We start from the raw sequence: 19225 nt of genomic DNA on the forward strand, positions 1-19225 counted from the left end.
ACGCCGCCACCCCGGTCAGGGTGACGGCACGGGCCCGCATCAGCCAGTTCGCTGAGGCGAACAACACGTACAGGTGGTGGCGGTTCTTGACGAGCCCGCGGTAACGGGTCTTGACGAAACCGAAGTCGCGTTTCACGACCAGGAACGGATGCTCGACCTTCGCCCTCACCGACGCCTTCCGTGACTCCACCACCCGGTCCGGCCCGGCCATCGTCTTCAACCTCCCCTTGCGGGCCGCGACCCGGAACTCCACCCCCGCCAGGTGCGGGTCGGCGACCACGTCGGGCCGTTTCCCGACACCCTGGTAGCCGGCATCGGCGTACACCACCTCGTCATCGGCCCGCACCAGGTCGGCGACCTCGTCGAGGTCGTGCACGTTCGCCCCCGTCACCCTCACCGCATGGACATACCCGGTGCCCGCATCAACCCCGATGTGAGCCTTCATCCCGAAGTACCACTGGTTGCCCTTCTTCGTCTGGTGCATCTCCGGGTCCCGGGCACCCGCAGCGTTCTTCGTCGACGACGGAGCCGCGATGATCGTGGCGTCCACGATCGAGCCGCCCCGCATGACCCAGCCGTGCTCGTCGAAGAGCTGGTTCTGCGTCTGGAACAGCTGCTCACCCAACCGGTGCTTCTCCAACAGATGACGGAAATGCAACAGGGTGGTCGCGTCCGGCACCTGCTCGACCGCAAAGTCCAACCTCATGAACCGGCGCATCGCATACGAGTCATAGACCGCCTCCTCCACACCCTCATCCGACAGGGAGAACCACACCTGCAGCAGGTACATCCGCAGCATCGTCTCCACCGGCTTCGGCTTACGCCCCTTCGCAACCGAGTAGTAGACCGGCTCAACCAACCCGACCCACACCGCCCACGGGATCGTGGCATCCATGGTCTGCAAGAACGTCTCCCGACGAGACACCCGCCGACGGTTGCCGTACTCAACATCAGTGAAACTCGGCTGCTCGCTACCCATAACTCATCCTCTCCCCGCCCCCACCGCCAGACCAGACGCCGCCCCGAGCCCAAGAGAAAATCAGCGCTTCCCTAGGGGTATCTACGACGACACCAATCCGCGGTGCCTCAGCGACTGAGCAGTACGGTGATCGCGAAATAACCAATAACAATGCCCATGCCGGTGATCGCCACACCCAAGATGGCCAGTGCAAGCAGATTGTTCCCGGCAATCGGAACTGGCGTGACCGTACCGCCTGGCGTCAGGACCCACGAGTCGACCGGAGGCTGCGGGGGAGTCCAGGGTGCAGGGGTGGATGCTTGCCGGCCGGGGTTCTGTGGGCCGCTGAGGACCGGGGGGCGGACGGCCGGCTGCAGCCAGCCGAGGTCACGCCCGCACAACGAGCACTCAACGTCGCCCGCCTCGGGCACAGTACCGCAGGCGCAGACCGCTGGCCCGCCACTCATCGGATCAGTCTTTCAACAGCATCGCGGAGCGCGTCGACGTCGCCCGTCAAACTCGTGAGTCTGGTCAGCGCGGCACCGATACCCGAAACCAACCTCTTCACCCGGCTCCAGTCTCGCACGGGCGGCGCTGACCGCAGCTCGTCGGTTAGGGCCTCGAGCCGGCCTAGGGCCAGCCCGATATCCTCCCGAGTCTCGTCATCACGCCGTCCCGCGGTCTGCTGTGCGTCACCCAGCGCCTGTCGCAACCGCGCGATCGCCTCCTCCACCTGGTTACCACCGCCCGAGCTGTTCGTGGCTGTTGCGTGCGCCCGGGAGCCGGTCGCAAACGCCGAACCGGTGACGGTCGAACCGGTGATCGTGGTGCTACTGTGCTCGCCGCTGACGGCGTCGGACTGATTCATTGTCAGCTCCTCAGGTGGGCGGGACTGGGCTTGTAGACGGCTGGGACTGGCTGACTGTCGAAGCCGAAGCCGAAGCCGAGCTTCCGGCGGCGACCGACGACGAGTTGAGCGTCGAGTTGTTGAAGGTGTTGCTGTTCTCGATTCGAGTGCTGTTGATCACGGTAGACATTTGGCCGGCGAATTCGCTGAGGTCGTAGCCGTGATGGCGAAGGAACTGCGCAAGCACCTCGACCACGTGCCGCTCGATGATCCGCATCCGTTCGTCCGCGTCGTAGAGCTGAAAGCCGACGAGTCCGTTGGGATTGGACCCCATCTCGCGGACGCTCACCCGGCTGCCGTAGTCGAACGCCAACTGCCGGCCGATACGCTGGTCCTCCGACGCCTCGTCGAGGCTCCGTCGAACCGCCGCGCTCGCCCTCGCAACTAGGTTCAGCACGGCGCGGGGGGAGCGGATCAGGTCACCGACCGCCAAGCCCGCCGCGCGCAGCTTGGCCCCGACATCAAATCGGTCGTACGTGTCGATCCGGCGGTAGGCCGGCCGGATCCCGGGCATCACAGTGGCGACGAACTCAATGAAGAGCATCCGTCCGCGCTGAGACGCGTGCAGGAAGGTGGTCACCTCCAGCTCACCATTCCACGCCGCCATCCGGACCGCCTGGTAATGGCGCACCCGGCCGCGCTCGGTGTGTCCAACCTGTCGTACCTGTTCAGGAAAGAGCCGGCTAAGGGGGCGACCCTGGAAGAGGTACTCGCTGGTGGTGGGGAGTCGCCCAGCCACGAACACGCGGTCGCGCACGCTCAGGTGCGGCATCACGTCGTCTTGCGGCCGGTGTCGTTGGCCGAGGTCGACCATGCCGGATCGGATCGCTTCGTAGAGCTCGTCGGTGCTGAAGGGGACGGCCTCCGGACTGGTTACTGCGGCCGCATTCGTCCCGGGTTGCGCCGCAGGACCCGCGGCCCGCAGCGGGGCGACGAGTGACCAGCGCCGGTAGACATCGCCGAAGCCGACGAACGGGTCGGCCCCAGCGCTTTCGGAGTAGAGGGTGAGGTTGCCCTGCTGTGCCTTGTCCAAGTAGTCCAACCGCTGCTCTGAGTCCGGCCCAGCGGCGGGCGCTCGGTCGGGCTCGAAGACGTCCCTCGTCAGCTCCACGGCGATGGTCTGGTGCACCTTCAGCCGGTCGAGGAAGTAGGTAAGCCAGATGAGCAAGCCCGCCAGGAACGTGAAGAACCAGCGCCCGAGCAGCGCTCCTGGCTGCTGCAATCCGTAGAAGACCAAGGCGAACACGCTCATCCCGGACAGCAGATTGGGTCCTACCAGTAGCACCGCGGTTGCCAATGGACCTACCAGCACGCTCAGGCCTACGTGGACGAGGCCGGCGGTCACCTGCCGCCGGTATAGCAGCCCAACGCCGCGCACGAGCAACCACAGGGACAGAACGGTCATGGCGAGAACGACGCCGGCGGTGGGCGAGGCCACCAACCCAGCCAACAGCAGCACTGTCACGACAGCATCCCGCAGCAGGGTCCTTCGCCGGGTGGCCAGGCAGTGCCGGACCACAGGAACGACGCTGAACCCGTGGGACGGCGCCACCGATCGGTGGGATTGGTAGAGCACCTCGTCCAGGACGGTGCGTGCGAAGTCCTCATCGAGGTAGGCGGCCGCGCAGAGGTATCGCGTGGCGTCGGTACGTTCAGGACGGAGACGCTCGGCGGTCGGGGCGGCGGCCTGGGCGTGCGCGGCGGTCACCGGAACGTCCCCGAGTAGGCGTCGGCGATAGGCTCGATCATCTGTCTGCCTCTCAGGATCTCCACGACCAATGCGTGTTCACTTGCGCTTCATCGGCTCAGACGGCGGGGGAAGCACTGATTGCCGCGCTCGTCCTTGCCCAGTTCGGGAAACGCGGACTTGCAGAACTGCTCGACGTCCTTTTTGGAATCGAAGTTGTCGACGGCGAAGGTGTACCAGAGTGCGCGTCCGTCTGTGTCGTCGGTGCCAAAGGCATCAGGTCCGTACAGCAACCGGATCGTGTAGGGCGGGCTCAGGCGGTCCCGAAGTCGCTGGTGCTCGGCCAAAATGTCGGCGGCCTCGAACGTGTGCGAACCCGACGCCGTGCGCTGATAGGTGTCCGTCACGCCGACATCCTTCGAGGCCAGTTGCGCGCTCCAGTGACCGTCGAGTTCGGTGCGCTCCAGGTCTGTGGCGGCCTGGTTCTGCAGGTCGGCCAGCGCCTGGTCCTCTTGCTCTTGCCGCGTCAACTGCGTCTCAGTCGGGCTCGGGTCGGGGGTCGACGTAGCTTCGCTCGGGTCGGTTGTGACGAAGGGTGACGGACCAGGCTGCGACGAGAGGTTTGGGTCGGTCGGGCTGGTGGATCCCGCACCGGACGGTAGCGAGGGCGACGGGCTCGGCCCGGATGGAGTCGCGGTGGGCAGTCTGGCCCAGCCGACGAAGGCACCCACGAGCAAACCCAGTGTCAGCAGGCCCACCGCTACCAGGACCAGGGCGCCCTGGGAGAACGGCCGTCGAGCGACGGGCCCTGAGGGTCCGATCTCGCTCATGGCATCGGAAGCGCGCGGTAACAAGCCCTAAATCGTGAACCCCGAGGTGTTAAGCGCATCATCCGTCCGATCGGATCAGTGAACTCCTGATACGCCGGATGCGACGGGAGCTCGCTTTGATACGCATGGTTGCGCACCGCGGGCCACTGCGAGAAGCCTCGACCATGATGTGTCCACATTCCGATCTGGCGCCACATCGCTCAGCCCATCAATATCTGTCCGATAAGCGACGTTATGTCAACTACTACCCGCTCAAGGTCACGATCCGGCCTGCGTCTGCCGGCAGGACCGATCGGGCAATCTTCCGGTCGAAGGTGATGAGAAGGCCGTCATGGCGAGTGGCCAGGTTGAGAAGGTGCCAGTCGGTCAGCTGCTGGAGCCCTGCGATACCCGTGGTGTCCACGACGGCGTCAGCCAGACTGGTGTCGTCAACCAGGAACTCAGAGCGAGGGTCGGCCCGGATGCCCGACAGGATGCCGAGCGCCTGCTGGGCAGTAACCGGCTGTCCGGTCACGGCAGGGTTCAGCAGCAGCCGCAGCAGGCCGGTCTCGGTGACCGGCGTGGTCGCGTAGCGCAGCACTCCTCGCAACCATCGGTGTGACTCCTGGTGGAAGACGTGTGACGGGTTGGTCAGCGCCACCAGGACGTTCACGTCCGGGACAGCCAACCTCTCCTCACTCATCGTCGTGAGCAGCGTCCACCATCTCGACCGTGATCACGTGCCCGTCAACCCGAGGCAGGATCGGAAAGCCCGGTGCGCTTGGCAGATCCGACAGCTCCGCTTCGTAGCCGATCAAGGCGAGCTCCGACAGCGCCTCGCCGATGGACAAGCCACGCCGATGCGCCCGGCTGCGGGCGGCTGCCAACACCCGGTCGTCGATCGTCAACGTGGTTCTCATAGGCACACCGTAATTCAACATCACGCATCACGCATCGCGCATCACGCCGACCTTCAGCGAGCTCCCACCGCGGTGAACGCGTCATCGTAGATCGCCAGCGCCTGGTGCACGTCGTCGGCGGACACGTTGGCCGGCGGGACGACGTGGATCCGGCTGTCGGTCACGAACGGCAGCAGGCCGCGGCCGATCAGGTCGGCCTTCAATCGGGCGACCGACGCCGGGTCGAGCGGCTCGCGGGTGTCGGGGTCGGCGACCAGCTCCAGCGCCCAGAACACGCCCACGCCGCGGGCCTCGCCGATGACGGGATGCTTTGCTGCGAGCTCGGCCAGGCCTGGGGCGAGCAGGTCACGGCCGATGGTGGCCGCGTTCTCGACCACGCGCTCCTCCTCCATCGCCCGCTGGGTCGCCACGATGCTGGCCGCGGCGAGCGGGTGGCCGGAGTAGGTCAGACCGCCCGGGAAGACCCGGTCGTCGAACGCGTGGGCGATCTCGTCGGAGATGACCACGCCACCGACCGGCACGTAGCCGGAGTTGACCCCTTTGGCGAAGGTGATCAGGTCGGGACGGATCTCGTGCGCGTCGAAGGCGAACCACTCCCCTGCGCGGCCGAACCCGGCCATCACCTCGTCGAGGATGACCAGGACGTCGTAGCGGTCGGCGATCGCGCGGACGCCGGCGAGGTAGCCCGGCGGCGGGACCATGATGCCGGCGGTGCCGGGAATGGTCTCGAGCAGGATCGCGGCGACCGTGGACGGACCCTCGGCCTGGATCACGCGCTCGAGGTGGTGCAGCGCGCGGGCACACTCCTCCTCGGGCGTGCTGGCCCAGAACTCGGTCCGGTAGAGATAGGGACCGAAGACGTGCACGTGGCCGCGCGCGTACTCGTTGGGGATCCGGCGCCAGTCACCGGTCGCGACGACCGCCGCGCCGGTGTTCCCGTGGTACGAGCGGTAGCGCGAGACGACCTTGTCCCGGCCCGTCACGAGCCGGGCCATCCGGATGGCGTTCTCGTTGGCGTCGGCGCCGCCGTTGGTGAAGAAGACCTTGCTGAAGCCCTTCGGCGCGCGCTTGGTGATGAGGCGGGACGCCTCGGCCCGGGTGGCGTTGCCGTGCGCCGGGGCCACCGTGGTCAGCGTCTGGAGCTGCTCGGTGATGCCCGCGATGATCTTGGGGTGCTGGTGACCCATGTTGGTGAACACCAGCTGGCTGGAGAAGTCGAGGTAGTGGTTGCCGTCGTGGTCCCACACCCTCGTGCCCAGTCCGCCCGCGAGCGGCAGCGGCTGGAGCCCGCCCTGCTTGGACCAGGAGTGGAACACCGCACTCGCGTCCGCGGCACTGACCTCGGCGTTGGACGGACCCGTCGACGGCGCGTCAGGCGGTCCTGCGTCGGTCACGTCGTTGGCTTCAGGGGCGTCCGGCAGGTGGTGGTCGACCGCGGTCATCGGTTCTCCTCGAAAAGCGTGCGGTGGTCAGGATGGCGCTGGACCCACTCTGGCAGACCCGCCCGTGTTTGAGAGGATGCGGGCGTGGCCGAGCGCGTGGGGTTCCTCAGCACGACCGGCGCGCGGCTGGCCGGCCTGATCGACCAACCCGCGGGCCTGGTCCGCGGCTGGGGGGTGTTCTCCCACGGCTTCACCCTTGGCAAGGACAGCCCCGCTGCCAGCCGGATCTGCAAGCAGCTGGCGGCCGATGGCGTCGGGATGCTCCGATTCGACAACCTCGGGCTGGGCGACTCCGAGGGCGACTGGGGCGACGGGTCGTTCTCGCACAAGGTGGCCGACACCGTCCGCGCGGCGGAGTTCATGAACGGCTCGGGACGTGAGGTCCGGCTGCTGGTCGGGCACTCCTTCGGCGGCGCCGCGGTGATCGCGGCGGCCCACCAGATCGACTCCGTCCGCGCCGTGAGCAGCCTGTGCGCGCCGTACGAGCCCAAGCACGTGGAGCACAACTACGACGCGCTCGTCGAACGCATCCTCGCCGACGGAGAAGCTCCCTTCCTGGTGGGCGGCAAGGCGCTGACGCTGCGCCGGCACTTCCTCGAGGACGTCCGGGCCGCCGACCTGCACGAGCAGATCCGCTCGCTCAAACGGGCCCTGCTGGTGCTGCACTCCCCCACCGACAACACGGTCGGGATCATGAACGCGTCCCAGATCTTCCGGGCGGCCCGGCACCCCCGCAGCTTCGTCTCGCTGGAGGGTGCCGACCACCTGCTCACCGGTCGGGACCAGGCCAGGCGGGCCGCCCGGATCATCAGCGCCTGGGTCGATCCGTACCTTCCACCCTCCTAGTCGCCGGCGCCGGCGCCGGCTGGGCCCTCACCTCCGCCGCCCTTGACCGCTGCTAAGAGCAGTTGCTGCCGGGCTGACCGCGGCCGGCCCCTCAGCGGTGGCGGAGCACCCCGGCGTCGAGGAACTTGAAGTTGGTGACGGTCCGGGCCTCCCCCTCGCCGTCCAGCACGACCGGGGTGTCGTCGCCGTCCTGGACCACCAGCAGCCCGTGCGGATAGCCGGGCAGCGGGGTCGCGACCGTGGCCGCGCCGTCGCAGTCGGAGGACCCGTCCGCCGCAGGTCCGTCGACCACCGCGAAGTGCCGTAGGGGCGCCAGCGTCCGCCGGTCGTAGGTGTAGAAGGTGTTGTCGCCCTGGCTGGACACGAGCAGGGTGCCCGACCGGCGCCCGGTGGCGTAGATGGTCAGGCCCTCGACGTCAGCGGCGATCCGCCCGCCGAACCCCGGGTCGGGGCCGGTGACCGCGCACTCCTCAGCTGCCGGGTCGTAGACGGCCGGCACACCGAACTCCTGCGTCCGCTCGACGTTGCGCGGGACGCCGGCAAAGCGGCCGTGCCCCAGCCGGAGCCGCCAGAGACCGACGTCCTCCTGAGCCGCGTAGAGGGTGCGCTTGGCCGGGTCGACGACCAGTCCCTCCAGCTGCGGGCCCTCCCCCGGGTCCTCGCACGGGCTCCACGAGCCGCCGTCGGGCAGCCGGAACGTGCTCGGGAAGGTGAGTGTGTCGACGCGTCGATAGCTGACCCGACCGTGGCGGGCGACCAGCCGGAAGAGCCCGAGGTCGCTGGTGTGCCGGCGGGTGCCGACCGCGTACGCGGTGCCGTCCGGGTCGACGTAGGTGGTCAGGCCGTACACCGTCTCCTGGTCGTTGACCTGCGCCTGGTCGGCGGAGAAGGCGAACGGGACGTGGGCCGCGGTGACGTCGGACAGCCGGCCCGTCCGGGCGTTGATCGCGTAGGAACGGATCTGGTCGCGGCCGCGGTCGCTGACCACCGCGAGGTCGACCGTCCGGCCGCCGAGGGAGAAGCCGCGCACGATGTCGACGTTGTTGAACCGGCCGGGCTCGTCGGCGTCGGTGGGAGCGGCCGGTGCCGGCACGGTCTGCACCAGCCGACCGTGGAGGTCGAAGACCTGCAGGCCGGCGTTCTTCGCGGTACCGATCACCACGCTGCGGGACCGGTCGCGGCGGTTGACCCAGATGGCGGGGTCGTCGGCGTCCCCGTTACCGCCCGCGTCGTCGTCGAAGACCGGCGGCGTCTCGAGGGCGGGCCGCACCTCGACCAACCGGTCGGAGCCGGTCGGGCGGGTCGCCGGCCGGTCGGCGTACGCCGGGACCGGGACCAGCAGGATGGACGCGAGGGAGGCCGCCAGCAGCGGCAGGGGACGGGTCAAGTTCATCACGTCGCCGACCGTAGGGGCGCCGGCGGGAGTGCGGGTGACGTCCAGATGAACACTGACTGACCAGACCTTGGCGCCAGACCGAACCGTGCCCCGATCATGACGCGTCGGTTCCGAACGGACAGCACCCAGCCGGCGGAAGCGGCCCGTCACCTGGTCAGCTGTCCCGGCGGGGCCGTCGCAGCTCGAAGGTCTCGAAGGGCGTCAGCGCGCCGCCGAGCCCGGTGACGTCGTAGTAGGTGACGGTCATCGTGGTGTGGCCACCGCGGTGGCCTGGGTCGACGGTGAAGGCGGCGAAGCCGTAGGAGTTCGCGGCGTTGCGGACCGCCGACCAGGGCGCAGCTTCCTGGACGTAGACCGGGGGCCGCTTGCCGGTGGTCGGATCGGGCGGGCCGACTGCGGTGATCACCCGGCAGGCGGGCGGGTCGAAGAAGAGCTGGTTGGACGGCGCCGACGTCCCTCCCCCACCGATGACCATGTGCACGGTCCCTCGGGTGGTGTCGACGACGGCGGTCTCGGTAGCGGCCGGACGAGGCGTCAGAGTGGCGTTGTCCTCGTGTCCCCGGAGCGGGTGCGAGCGTTCGTAGTGGTGCTCGTGGCCGCAGACGACGAGGTCCACGCCGTACCGCTCGAACAGGGGCAGCCACTCCTGGCGGATCCCGAGGTCGGCGCCGTTGAACTTGTCCGCGGTGCTGATGGCGACCTGGTGCATGCAGATGACGATCCAGTCGATGCTGCGGTCGTGGCGGGCGGCCCGCAGCTCGGACTCGAGCCAGCGCCGTTGGGCGCCTCCGGAGTAGCCGCGGACGTAGGAGTTGCCGCCGTCCTGGTAGGTGATGTCGTCGTTGGCGAGCGAGATCACCCGGACTGCACCTGCGGTGAAGGAGTACCAGAGGCCCCGGGTCACGTCGGTCTGGCCTGAGGCCGCCGGCACCTCGAAATAGGTCTGGTAGGCGGCGTAGCCGATTGGGCCGTTGCCCAGCTCGTTCTCGTGGTTGCCGGCGGACGGCATCCAGGGCCGGTGCCGCGCGCTACGGGAGTTGTTGTCCCAGAAGTCCCACCAGGTCCGCACCCGGTCCTCGGCCAGGTTGGCGTAGCAGAGGTCGCCGTTGAAGAGGTGGAACAGCGGCTGGACCCGCTCCACGCCAGCCGTGGTGTCCCCCGCCGCCGGTGAGCCGAGGTTGTCGTTCACCCACGGCGGGTTAGCCAGGTCGACCCCGGCGGGCGGGGCGTACTTCTTGCCGACGGTCGGCGTGCCCTGGTCCCCGAAGCTGGTGAACGTGAAGCCCTCGCTCCGGCCGCGGGGCGCGGTCTGCAGCGAGCCGGCCTCGGGCTGGGCGCCCGCGTGCGCAGCCAGGAAGACGAAGTCCGACGCCGCGGCCAGTCCGCCCAGCCGCGCGTGGTGGGCGTACACGGTGCGGCCCGACTTGGCGTCGACGTAGGTGCGGGTCGCCGCAGGGACGCTGCGCCGGTACTGCCGCTTGGTGCCGAGCAGCACCCGTGCACGCTCGACCGGCTGCAAGGTGTGCCAGGAGACGACGGCCTCGGTGGAAGCGTCCGCGCCGAACTGGACGTGCAGCCCTTCCACCGGCGGAACCTGGGTGGGCCGGTCGGCACCACCGCTCGTCCCTGGGCGGACGTCGGCGCTCGCCTCCGGGGCGCCGACGGCCAGGGCAGCGACTCCGCCGGCACCGGAGGCCAACAACGTACGACGCCGCACATGGGCCTGGAACAGCGCTCGGTCATCACTCATGAGCCCCACTCGACCACCAGCAGATCTGGCCCGACCACCCGTCGGCCGTGAACACGGCGTGAACAGCGCGTGGACCGGCTGACGGTCACCGCGAGGACAGACCGTGGACGAAGGGGTCGAACTCGACGCCTCCGTTCACAGCTTCTCCCAGACCGACACGTGCGTGGTGCTGTCCGCAGTCAGCGGGGACCGGTCCCAGTCCGACCAGCGGTGCCTCAGGCGCAGCCCCGCGATCCGCGCCATCAGGTCCATCTCGGCTGGCCAGGCGTAGCGGAAGGGGATCCGGCGGAACTGTCCGGTGCCGTCGGCGGTCACGGTGACGTGGGTGGAGGTGAACTGCTGCGTCACGACGTCGAACTGGTCGAAGCCGACGTAGCCCCCACCCTCCCCGTCCGGGACGACCGCGAAAGGGACGACGTCCTGTCCGGGCGGCAGCCGGCGCAGGCTGGGCAGACCGACCTCGACCAGGAACAAGCCGCCCGGGCGCAGATGAGCGGCCGCGTTGACGAAGACGGCCACCTGGCCGTCCTGGCTGGTCACGTTGCTGATCGTGTTGAAGACCAGGTAGACCACCGAGAACTCCCCCGGTACCCGGGTGCTGGTCATGTCGCCGATGACGACCTCGACCGCTGCCCCGCCGGGCTTGTCCGCGATCCGCGCCGCCATGGCTCGGCTCAGCTCGATCCCGGTGACCGGTACGCCGCGCCCCGCCAGCGGAGCAGCGATCCGCCCGGTCCCCACGGCGAGCTCCAGCACCGGGCCCCCGGCAGCGAGGTCGACGAGTACGTCCACCATCGGTTCCACGACCGCCGCATCGTTGGCCCCGCCCGGCCCGTCGTACGTCGCGGCCACGCTCTCGGGAAACCAGCCGTCGGCCGGGTCGTCAGCTGGTCCGGCGTCGGGTGTCTCGGTCACCAGGGGGACGCTACGCCGGACACCGGAGCGGTTCATCCCGTTTTCGCCGGGCCTGCGCGACTCAGCGCAGCCGGCGAGCGCGCAGGATCACCTCGTCGGTGTGGTGCGCCCCGGGCCTACGCAGCAGGTCCGGGTACTGCGCCGAGACCAGACACGTCGAGCGCGGTCACCGCTGCTGGTCGGCGTAGCGCCGGTCCCACTCGGCCTGGACGGGTCGCTTGCGTCATCCATAGATCCATCCTCGGCGACGAGCCGACGGGTGAGGCCCTTCCTATACTCAGACCGATTGAGTATCTTGTCGGTATGAGGGTCGACGACGTACGGGAACCCACGCTCCTGCTGCTGAGCGCCCTGGCCCCCGGTCCACGCCACGGCTACGCGCTGATCGAGGCGGTGACCGAGCTGTCCGAGGGTCGGGTGCGCCTGCGTCCTGGCAGTCTGTACGGCGCACTGGATCGGCTCGCGCGCGACGGGTTGGTGACGGAAGTGGGCTCAGAAGTGGTGGCCGGGCGTCACCGCCGCTACTACGAGCTGAGCGAGGCCGGCGCGGACGTCCTGTCCGCGCAGGTGCGGAGGCTCGAGAGCCTCGCGCAGGCGGCGACGTCGGGCCTGCGGCACCGCGCAGCTCAGCAGCGTCCCGCCACGCAGACTCCCTCCCCCGTCCTTCGGCTGGAGAGCCTGGCGTGACCCGCTCGGAGGGCGAGTTCGAGCGTCGCTACCGCTGGCTCCTACGGTGCTATCCGCGGGCCTGGCGCCGCCGGCACGAGGACGAGATGGTCGCGGTGCTGATGGACCAGGACCAGGCACAGCAGGGTTCGACCCGCACGCTCGGGGCGGTGCTGGACCTGGTCGGCCACGGCCTCGAGGAGCGCCTCGAGTCGGTGCTGCGGTGGCTGCCCGACAGGCTGCGGGTGCAGGTCGCCACGGTGGCGATGGTCCTCGCCGCCGGACTGGCCCTGGTGATGCTGGGCGGTGAGGTGATCGGTGCTCGCGACCGGCCGCCACCGGAGGAGATCCACCACTACGGCGGGTTCTTCATCTCCGGTCCGTTCATGACCATCGGCGTCGGCTTGTACCTCGCCTTCATGTCCGCGGCCCTGCTCGTGATCCTGGGCCGCGGCGGTGTCGCCAGGCTGCTGATCCTCACGGCGGTCGGCTACGCCGGCTGGATGTACTGGCCCATCGGCCCGGGTTATCCGAGACCCAGGCTGCTGGTGCTGGCTCTCTTCGCCGCTCTCGGCTTCCTGGCTGCGCTCGCCACGGTCCGGGCGAGCCGGCGGACGTCCGGGTGGATGCTCGGCCTCGGCCTGGGTGTCGTGGCCGCGGTGGCGGTGGGGCTGCTGCTCACCCAGCCGTTCCTCGGGTGGAGCGTCGCGGAGATGGCCGGCCCGGGGAACGTCGGATTCGCCGCCGCCGCCAGCGTTCTCCCGGTGCTGACGGGCCTCGTCCTGGTCGCCTCGTCGCTGGTGAGCCGTCGCCATCCAGGCTGGCCGACGGCCATCACGGTGACTGCCGTACCGGTCATGGTCTTCTGCGCGATCGCAAGCCACGTCGTCACGCCCAACCGCGCGGGGAGCGTCGCCCTCGACCCCCTCCTCGTCGTGCTGGTCGCAGCCGTCGTCATAGTCGGCTTCCACCGCAGCCGTGCGCGACGGATGGTCAGCGGCTGAGCTGTCAGCCGCGGGAGTAGAGAGTCCGGACGATGTCCTCGACGGCCGGCTCCTCGAGCCGCAGGTCGCGTACCGCCACCTGTTCGCTGACCGCCGCCAGCACCCGGGCGGCGGTGGTCTGGTCGGGCGCAAAGGCGAGCCGTTGCCGCTGGCCGTCGAGCTCGCTGCCGACGTGATCGGCCTCGGCGAGCCGCAGCGGCGGATGCGGCTCCTCCAGGTCGACGACGAGGATCCGCCGCAGCGAGACCCGGTTGGCCAGCCCGGTCAAGGTCCCGTCGTAGACGAGCTGACCCAGGTCGACGACGAGCACCCGCTCGCAGAGCCGCTCGATGTCGCCCATGTCGTGGGTGGTCAAGAGCAACGTCGTCCCCTCGGTCCGGCGCTCGGCGACCAGGAACTGGCGCAGCCGCTCCTTGCTGATCATGTCCAGCCCGATAGTGGGCTCGTCCAAGATCAACAATCTGGGCCGGTGCACCAGCGCCGCCGCCACCTCGCCGCGCATCCGCTCCCCCAGCGACAGCTGCCGGACGGGGGTGTCCAGGAACGGCTCCAGCTCCAGGCCCGCCACCAGCTGGGCGATCCGCGGCCGGGCGTCGGTTCGGGTGATGCGGTGGATCGCCGCCAGGATGTCGAACGACTCGCGCAGCGGCAGGTCCCACCACAGCTGGCTGCGCTGGCCGAACACCACGCCGAGGTGCCGGGCCAGCTCGCGCCGCCGGGGTACCGGGTCGAGCCCGCAGGTTCGCACCGAACCGCTCGTGGGGACCAGGATGCCGGTAAGCATCTTGATGGTCGTGGACTTCCCGGCCCCGTTGGCGCCGATGTAGCCGCAGGACTCCCCGGCCGCCATGGTTGCGCTGATCCCGTCGACCGCCCGGACGACCCGCCGCGTCCGCCGCAGGCCCTCGCCTGTCCGGACCACGAAGTCGCGCCGCAGGTCGCGCAGCTCGAGCAGCGGCTCGCTCACCCGCCGGCTCCGGTGTAGCGCCGCAGCCCGCTGCGCCAGGCAAACCAGGCGAGCGCCCAGATCCAGACCGCCAGCAGCGGCGCCCACCAGCCGAGGGCGGCCGGCAGCCACGCCGGGCCGGGAAGTTCCATGATCAACAATGCCGGCAGGTACGCGGTGACCGTGGCCGGGACCACGAACGTGAACAGGACCCGCACCGGAAGCAGCAGGACGCTGCCGGGGACCTGACCGGCGTACGCACTCCCGTACACAAAGGAGTTCGTGAACTCCTGCCCGTTGATCAAGAAGAACTGGACGCCGCCCGCCACCACGAAGAGGGCGGCGTAGATCGCCATCCCGACGAGCGGCGTCGCCACGAGCAGGTAGATCGTCCGCCCGGTGACCGGCAGGTCGAGCCGGACCAGCACGACGGCGAGCACGAGCAGCGCGAAGACGGTCCGGCCGGCCCGGCGAAGCTGGAAGTCGGCGGTGATCATCTGGGCGAGCACCGGCATCGGCCGCACCAGGAACGCCTCCAACGTCCCCTCGCGGATGTAGGCCGGCACCTGGTCGACCTGCCCGAACACGAGGTCGGCGAGGCTGAAGCCCAGGGTGGCCAGCGCGAAGACCAGCGCCGCCTGGGCGAACGTCAACCCGCCCAGCGTCGGCGCGTTCGCGAGCAGCACGTAGATCTCGGAAAACTCCAGCAGGCCGAGCGCGAACGCGTTGGCCACGTTGACCGCAAAGCTGGACCGGTAGGACAGCTGCGCCCGCACCCGCGAGCCGACTACCCGGGCGTACGCGGCGGGCAACCCGAGCTCAGCCACCCTGCACCACCAGCCGCCGAGCGGCCCGCCACAGCACCAGCCGGGTCAGGACCACCAGGCCGACGAGCCAGGCGCTCTGCACCGCCAGCACCCGGCACGCTTCCCAGCCGAGCACTCGGCCCGACAGCACGTCGATCGGCGACTGGAACATCGACGGGAACGGCGACGCGTACGCGAGGCCGCGCAGCCAGTCCGGGAAGATGTGCACCGGCAGGTAGAAGCCGCTGAACAGGCCGAGGACGAGGGTGTAGAGATTGAGGTAGCCGCGGACGTCGAGCGTCCAGAAGGCGATCAGGTTCACCCCGTAGCGACAGAGAAAGCTGACCGAGACGCCGAGCGCGATGCTGACCAGCCCAAGCGGGTACGCGGTCCAGGACGCGGGATAGGCCAGCCCCATCAGCAGCGCGCCCAGCACCAGCGGCGGCAGTCCCCGGGTCGGCAGGGCCAGCGCCGCCCGGCCCAGGTCACGCGCCCAGTAGGACAGCTGCAGGTCGACCGGCCGGGCCAGGTCGACCGCGATCTCGCCCGTCCGGACCCGGTCGGCGACCTCGCTCCACGCGTACATGGCGACCGGGGCCAGCAGGGCCTGGCCGAGCCAGACGTAGGTGGCGGCCTGGCGCTGGTCGTAGCCGTTGATCTTGCCACCGGCCGCGGCAATGGCGCCGAACAGCACGCCGACCTTGATCAGCCCGAACACGGTGTTGGTGAAGACGCCCGCCGCGATGGCCAACCGGTACGTCGAGTAGCGCCGGAACTCCGCCCGCGCCAGCTCGAGGTAAGGGCCCACGAGCACCGGACTTTACTGACCGGCTGCTGCGAGCCTCGACCGAGGGGCAGGTGGCCGGGTGACCAGCCCTGAGCAGGATCGCGTGAGCCCGGCCGCCAGGTCGGGGACGCCTCCGTCGATGAGCTCTGTGAGCTCAACCCGTTGTCGCCACCTCGCTCGGGCGGCCGCCCGCCGCGGACGGACTGCCCGACCTCTCTTCCGCCGTGGCCGAGCAGCGCTGCGCCCGGATGCTACGGGAGCGGCTGGCGGCGCACCTCGACCGTCAGCGACGTCTCTGACGTCGTCGGCGGGCGGGGACGGCATCGCTGCCGGGGGTCCAGTTGAGGAGGCTGGAGCGCTCCAGGAACTCGTCGCTGCTGATCTCGCTGCGGGCGAAACGTTCGGCGAGGATCCGGCGGGCCTCGTCCTCGGGCGGTTGCCGGCTGGCGAGGGTGGGCAGGGTCAGCCGGCCCGCCCGCCAGAGCGAGAACGCGAGCGCAGCGAGCACGGCCAGCACGAGCAGGAAGCTGCCGAGGAACGGCAGGACCGACATCCCGCCGTCGGCGTAGGGGCCGTGGCCCCACGGCGGGTGTCCTTCGAGGGGAAGCAGCAGGAGGGTCATGCGGTAGTCCTTTCCCAGGTGTTACGTCCGTCAAGGATCGTGGTGGTGGCGTCGAGCCAGACGACCAACGCCGTCCGGCCCCGACCTCGCAGCCAGTCGGCCGCCTTGAAGCCGAGCGCATACGCCGCAGTGGCGTCGATATCGGCCTCGGTGAGCGAGGGGTCGATCACGGTGACCGAGGCGACCCCTTCGGCTGGCCGGCCCGTACGGGCGTCGAGGAGGTGCTGGCCGCGGTGGCGGGTGCCCGAGGTGGCGACGGCGCCGGAGCGGACAGGGACGACCGCGAGCAGCCTGGTCGGGTCGCGCGGGTCCTCGAGGCCGACCCGCCAGGCCGGCCGCTCCGGGTCCGCGACGTGGCAGACCATGTCCCCGCCGGCCGACAGGCAGACGTCGGTGTCCTCCAGCGCGGTCAGCAGCCGGGCCGCGCGTTCGACCGCCCAGCCCTTGACCACCCCGCTCGGGTCGAGCCGTAGCCGGCCGTGCCCGTCGGGCAGCCGGATCGCGAACGCCCCGCCCGAGTCGCGCTCGGCCTGAGCGCCGAGCGCCAGCACCTCGGTCACCTCCGCCGGGCACTCCGCCAGCGTCAGCTCGCCTCGGTCGAGGCGGCGGACGACCGAGTCGTCCCGGTAGGTGCTGAAGACCGCGTCGACGTGCCGGAGCTCCTCCACCACGGCTCGCCAGGCCTCCGCGCCGGCCGCGCTGTGGCTGTGCCGGCCACGGAGCGCGACACTCACCGGCATCCCCATCACGTGCTCGACCTCACGTCGGGTCCGCACGCCGGCCTCGCCGACGACGGTGGTGCTCACATTCCGGCCTCGTCGATCGCGGCCTGCAGCGACCGGAGATAACCGTCGCTGGTCACCGTGGCTCCCGACACCATGTCGATCTGGGCGCTCTGCGCGCTGGTCGTCTCCTTGATCAAGATGGGCAGCGCGTAGTCGTTGATCTCGGTGTCCCTCGGGTTGCCGTTCGGCTGCTGGAGGACCGTGACCTTGGTGATCGTGCTGGCGGCGACCGTGATCTGCACCTGGACCGGACCCCAGCGGGTCTGCACGACCGAGCCGGTGGCGGTCTTCGTCGCCGAGCTGCTGGACGGGCTGAAGCTCGGGGTGCTGCTGGGGCTCGGATCGCTGCTGGGGCTGGGATCCGGGCGCGCGGCCGTGCTCGAGCTGCTCACGCTGCTCGCGGTAGCGGACGGCCTGTTGGTCGAGGTGTGGTAACCGAACAGCAGCACCACGATCGTGATCGTCGAGGCGAGCCACACCACGATGCGTCTCATCGGTCTCACCAGCCAAAGGATTCGGTGTGGATACGGTCATCGGGGACGCCGGCGGCACGGACGAGGCGTTGGACCCCGTCGGTCCACGCCGTGGGCCCGCAGAGGTAGACGTCCCGTTCGGCGAGGTCGGGCACCCACGCGGTCAGCGCCCGCAGCTCGTCACGCCCGGCCAACGGTCCGAGGACGGAGCCGGGCGTCGGCCGTGAGCCGGGCAGCGCCAGCACCTGAAGCCCACGCTGCTGGGCGAGCTCATCGAGCTCAGCCGCGAACAGCGGCTCGCCGGTGAAGCGGTACAGCAGGACGGCCTCGCCGGGCGCGTAGTCGAGACCCTCGGCCAGTCCCCGCAGCGGCGTCACCCCGACCCCGGCACCAGCCAGCAGCACCGTGCGCCGGGTGCGCGCCCGGCTGCTCAACCGGCCGTACGGACCCTCGAACAACACCCGGGTGCCGGGCTCGAGGTGCGCCAGCCGGGCGCTGCCCTCGCCCAGGGCCTTCGCGGTGATCCGTAGGCTGCGGCCGTCCGGCGCCGCGGAGAGCGAGAACGGGTTGGCGCGGGTCCAGCCGGGAGAGGCGAGGAACCGGACGGTGAGGAACTGGCCCGCGCGGACCGGCAGCCGGTCGAGCCGGCGCCCGGTCAGGTGGACCGACACGACGTCGGAGGCCTCCCGCACGACACCGGCCACCCGCAGCTGGTAGTGCAGCGTGCGCCAGACGGGCAGCCCCACCCGCCAGACCAGCACCGTCGCGGCCGCCGTCGCCCACAGCGTCCACCAGTAGAGGGTGGCGCCGGGCGAGGCGAGAAAGTCACTCCCTGTCCAGAGCTGGTGCGGCAGCGCAAGACCCACGCCCAGGTAGGCGTAGAGGTGGATCAGGTGCCATGACTCGTAGCGCAGCTGGCGGCGGGCGGCCCTGATGCTGCTGACCGCGACCATCACCAGAGCGGCGGTGCCGGCGGCCGACAGCAGGACCCCGCCGTAGGTGGTGAGCAGGTCCCAGGTGGTGGGCAGCACCGCCGACCAGCGGGCCCCGGCGTACCCACCGATAATCGTCAGCACGTGGCCGACCATCAGGTCGAAAGAGAGGAAGCCGATGATGCGGTGGATGCGCGCCAGCCGGTCCCGGCCGAACGCCTGCTCCAGCGGCGGCAGCCGCGACATCACCAGCACCTGGACACACAGCAGGTCCGCCGACCACAGGCCGCTCAGCCGGCCCGCCGAGGTGAGCCCGCTCGCCCACCCGCCGAGCAGGTCGGTGACGCCACCGTCGCGCACCCACCAGAAGGTGACCAGCAGCAGACCGAGCCAGAGCGCCACCCCGCCGGCCAGCCGGACCGTCTCGTCCCGCCGGGCCTCGGCACCCAGCCGGGGAGCCCTTACGGGCCGTGCTGCGGTCGGCGGCGCATCGGCCAAGGCGGTCATGGCCGTTATCCTCCCCGGGAGGAGGGGGCTCACGCATCGGCTCTGGCGATGATTTCGGCTGCGCCCC

The 19225-nt window shown here is 70.0% G+C and carries 21 protein-coding genes; 4 read left to right on the forward strand and 17 right to left on the reverse strand.

Annotated features, from left to right (window positions below):
• From ACFE76_RS19350 to ACFE76_RS19380, 7 genes are all read right to left on the reverse strand, one after another.
• The coding region (locus ACFE76_RS19350; protein WP_375433418.1) for an IS5 family transposase at window positions 1-979 on the reverse strand (979 nt) is incomplete at its 3' end.
• Between the two features lie 442 nt (window positions 980-1421).
• Window positions 1422-1826 carry a hypothetical protein gene (locus ACFE76_RS19355; protein WP_375433419.1) on the reverse strand — a complete coding sequence of 135 codons (405 nt, stop codon included), beginning with the start codon at window positions 1824-1826 and terminating at the stop codon, window positions 1422-1424.
• 10 nt (window positions 1827-1836) lie between these two features.
• Entirely contained in the window at window positions 1837-3573 is a 1737-nt protein-coding gene (locus ACFE76_RS19360) for a hypothetical protein (RefSeq protein WP_375433420.1), read from the reverse strand.
• Between the two features lie 89 nt (window positions 3574-3662).
• Window positions 3663-4082, reverse strand: a complete 420-nt coding sequence (locus ACFE76_RS19365) for a hypothetical protein (RefSeq protein WP_375433421.1) — start codon at window positions 4080-4082, stop codon at window positions 3663-3665.
• A gap of 544 nt (window positions 4083-4626) precedes the next feature.
• Window positions 4627-5064 carry a TA system VapC family ribonuclease toxin gene (locus ACFE76_RS19370; protein WP_375433422.1) on the reverse strand — a complete coding sequence of 146 codons (438 nt, stop codon included), beginning with the start codon at window positions 5062-5064 and terminating at the stop codon, window positions 4627-4629.
• Window positions 5057-5269, reverse strand: coding sequence for a hypothetical protein (locus ACFE76_RS19375; RefSeq protein WP_375433423.1), 213 nt, complete (start codon window positions 5267-5269; stop codon window positions 5057-5059). Before ACFE76_RS19375 ends, ACFE76_RS19370 begins: the two co-directional genes overlap by 8 nt.
• A 65-nt stretch (window positions 5270-5334) precedes the next feature.
• Window positions 5335-6723, reverse strand: coding sequence for an aspartate aminotransferase family protein (locus tag ACFE76_RS19380; RefSeq protein ID WP_375433424.1), 1389 nt, complete (start codon window positions 6721-6723; stop codon window positions 5335-5337).
• Between the two features lie 84 nt (window positions 6724-6807).
• On the opposite strand from ACFE76_RS19380, the gene ACFE76_RS19385 reads away from it, so the two are divergent.
• Window positions 6808-7569: an alpha/beta hydrolase family protein gene (locus ACFE76_RS19385; protein ID WP_375433425.1), complete on the forward strand. Its 762-nt coding sequence runs from the start codon at window positions 6808-6810 to the stop codon at window positions 7567-7569.
• Window positions 7570-7660: 91 nt separating this feature from the next.
• On the opposite strand, the gene ACFE76_RS19390 is transcribed toward ACFE76_RS19385, so the two are convergent.
• From ACFE76_RS19390 to ACFE76_RS19400, 3 genes are all read right to left on the reverse strand, one after another.
• Window positions 7661-8962 (reverse strand): phytase, encoded by a 1302-nt coding sequence (locus ACFE76_RS19390; RefSeq protein ID WP_375433445.1) that lies wholly within the window; start codon window positions 8960-8962, stop codon window positions 7661-7663.
• Window positions 8963-9119: 157 nt separating this feature from the next.
• The gene (locus ACFE76_RS19395; protein WP_375433426.1) at window positions 9120-10715 is read right to left on the reverse strand and encodes a metallophosphoesterase; all 1596 of its coding nucleotides are present in this window, start codon (window positions 10713-10715) and stop codon (window positions 9120-9122) included.
• Window positions 10716-10850: 135 nt separating this feature from the next.
• Window positions 10851-11630 carry a class I SAM-dependent DNA methyltransferase gene (locus ACFE76_RS19400; RefSeq protein ID WP_375433427.1) on the reverse strand — a complete coding sequence of 260 codons (780 nt, stop codon included), beginning with the start codon at window positions 11628-11630 and terminating at the stop codon, window positions 10851-10853.
• A 303-nt stretch (window positions 11631-11933) separates the two neighbouring features.
• On the opposite strand from ACFE76_RS19400, the gene ACFE76_RS19405 reads away from it, so the two are divergent.
• Together ACFE76_RS19405 and ACFE76_RS19410 are read left to right on the forward strand one after the other, a co-directional pair.
• Entirely contained in the window at window positions 11934-12317 is a 384-nt protein-coding gene (locus ACFE76_RS19405) for a PadR family transcriptional regulator (protein WP_375433428.1), read from the forward strand.
• Window positions 12314-13300 carry a hypothetical protein gene (locus ACFE76_RS19410; protein ID WP_375433429.1) on the forward strand — a complete coding sequence of 329 codons (987 nt, stop codon included), beginning with the start codon at window positions 12314-12316 and terminating at the stop codon, window positions 13298-13300. Before ACFE76_RS19405 ends, ACFE76_RS19410 begins: the two co-directional genes overlap by 4 nt.
• A 4-nt stretch (window positions 13301-13304) precedes the next feature.
• Here ACFE76_RS19410 and ACFE76_RS19415 read toward each other — a convergent pair whose 3' ends face one another.
• The 6 genes from ACFE76_RS19415 to ACFE76_RS19440 form a co-directional block, all read right to left on the reverse strand.
• Complete coding sequence (locus ACFE76_RS19415) at window positions 13305-14267, reverse strand: ATP-binding cassette domain-containing protein (protein ID WP_375433430.1); 963 nt, start codon at window positions 14265-14267, stop codon at window positions 13305-13307.
• On the reverse strand, window positions 14264-15073 hold the full coding sequence (locus ACFE76_RS19420; protein ID WP_375433431.1) for an ABC transporter permease: 810 nt from the start codon (window positions 15071-15073) through the stop codon (window positions 14264-14266). Before ACFE76_RS19420 ends, ACFE76_RS19415 begins: the two co-directional genes overlap by 4 nt.
• A complete protein-coding gene (locus tag ACFE76_RS19425) occupies window positions 15066-15860 on the reverse strand; it encodes an ABC transporter permease (protein WP_375433432.1) in 795 nt (264 codons plus the stop codon). The genes ACFE76_RS19420 and ACFE76_RS19425 overlap by 8 nt, the downstream gene beginning before the upstream one ends.
• Window positions 15861-16122: 262 nt before the next feature.
• Window positions 16123-16461, reverse strand: coding sequence for a hypothetical protein (locus ACFE76_RS19430; RefSeq protein ID WP_375433433.1), 339 nt, complete (start codon window positions 16459-16461; stop codon window positions 16123-16125).
• Window positions 16458-17267, reverse strand: a complete 810-nt coding sequence (locus tag ACFE76_RS19435; RefSeq protein WP_375433434.1) for an FAD:protein FMN transferase — start codon at window positions 17265-17267, stop codon at window positions 16458-16460. Before ACFE76_RS19435 ends, ACFE76_RS19430 begins: the two co-directional genes overlap by 4 nt.
• Window positions 17264-17515, reverse strand: a complete 252-nt coding sequence (locus ACFE76_RS19440) for an FMN-binding protein (RefSeq protein ID WP_375433435.1) — start codon at window positions 17513-17515, stop codon at window positions 17264-17266. Before ACFE76_RS19440 ends, ACFE76_RS19435 begins: the two co-directional genes overlap by 4 nt.
• A 10-nt stretch (window positions 17516-17525) precedes the next feature.
• Between ACFE76_RS19440 and ACFE76_RS19445 the strand changes: the two genes are divergently transcribed.
• Window positions 17526-17681: a hypothetical protein gene (locus ACFE76_RS19445; RefSeq protein ID WP_375433436.1), complete on the forward strand. Its 156-nt coding sequence runs from the start codon at window positions 17526-17528 to the stop codon at window positions 17679-17681.
• A 64-nt stretch (window positions 17682-17745) separates the two neighbouring features.
• Here ACFE76_RS19445 and ACFE76_RS19450 read toward each other — a convergent pair whose 3' ends face one another.
• Window positions 17746-19158 carry a ferric reductase-like transmembrane domain-containing protein gene (locus ACFE76_RS19450; RefSeq protein WP_375433437.1) on the reverse strand — a complete coding sequence of 471 codons (1413 nt, stop codon included), beginning with the start codon at window positions 19156-19158 and terminating at the stop codon, window positions 17746-17748.
• Window positions 19159-19225: the final 67 nt, after the last annotated feature.

Origin of the sequence: uncultured Friedmanniella sp. (genome assembly GCF_964244005.1) — a bacterium.
Taxonomy (GTDB): domain Bacteria; phylum Actinomycetota; class Actinomycetes; order Propionibacteriales; family Propionibacteriaceae; genus Microlunatus.

Excerpts from the sequence above, each read along its gene's own strand:
- ACFE76_RS19380 (WP_375433424.1), bottom strand. The coding sequence starts at position 6,723 with ATGACCGCGGTCGACCACCACCTGCCGGACGCCCCTGAAGCCAACGAC.
- ACFE76_RS19405 (WP_375433428.1), top strand. The coding sequence starts at position 11,934 with ATGAGGGTCGACGACGTACGGGAACCCACGCTCCTGCTGCTGAGCGCC.
- ACFE76_RS19390 (WP_375433445.1), bottom strand. The coding sequence starts at position 8,962 with ATGAACTTGACCCGTCCCCTGCCGCTGCTGGCGGCCTCCCTCGCGTCC.
- ACFE76_RS19355 (WP_375433419.1), bottom strand. The coding sequence starts at position 1,826 with ATGAATCAGTCCGACGCCGTCAGCGGCGAGCACAGTAGCACCACGATC.
- ACFE76_RS19370 (WP_375433422.1), bottom strand. The coding sequence starts at position 5,064 with ATGAGTGAGGAGAGGTTGGCTGTCCCGGACGTGAACGTCCTGGTGGCG.
- ACFE76_RS19450 (WP_375433437.1), bottom strand. The coding sequence starts at position 19,158 with ATGACCGCCTTGGCCGATGCGCCGCCGACCGCAGCACGGCCCGTAAGG.
- ACFE76_RS19430 (WP_375433433.1), bottom strand. The coding sequence starts at position 16,461 with ATGACCCTCCTGCTGCTTCCCCTCGAAGGACACCCGCCGTGGGGCCAC.
- ACFE76_RS19395 (WP_375433426.1), bottom strand. The coding sequence starts at position 10,715 with ATGAGTGATGACCGAGCGCTGTTCCAGGCCCATGTGCGGCGTCGTACG.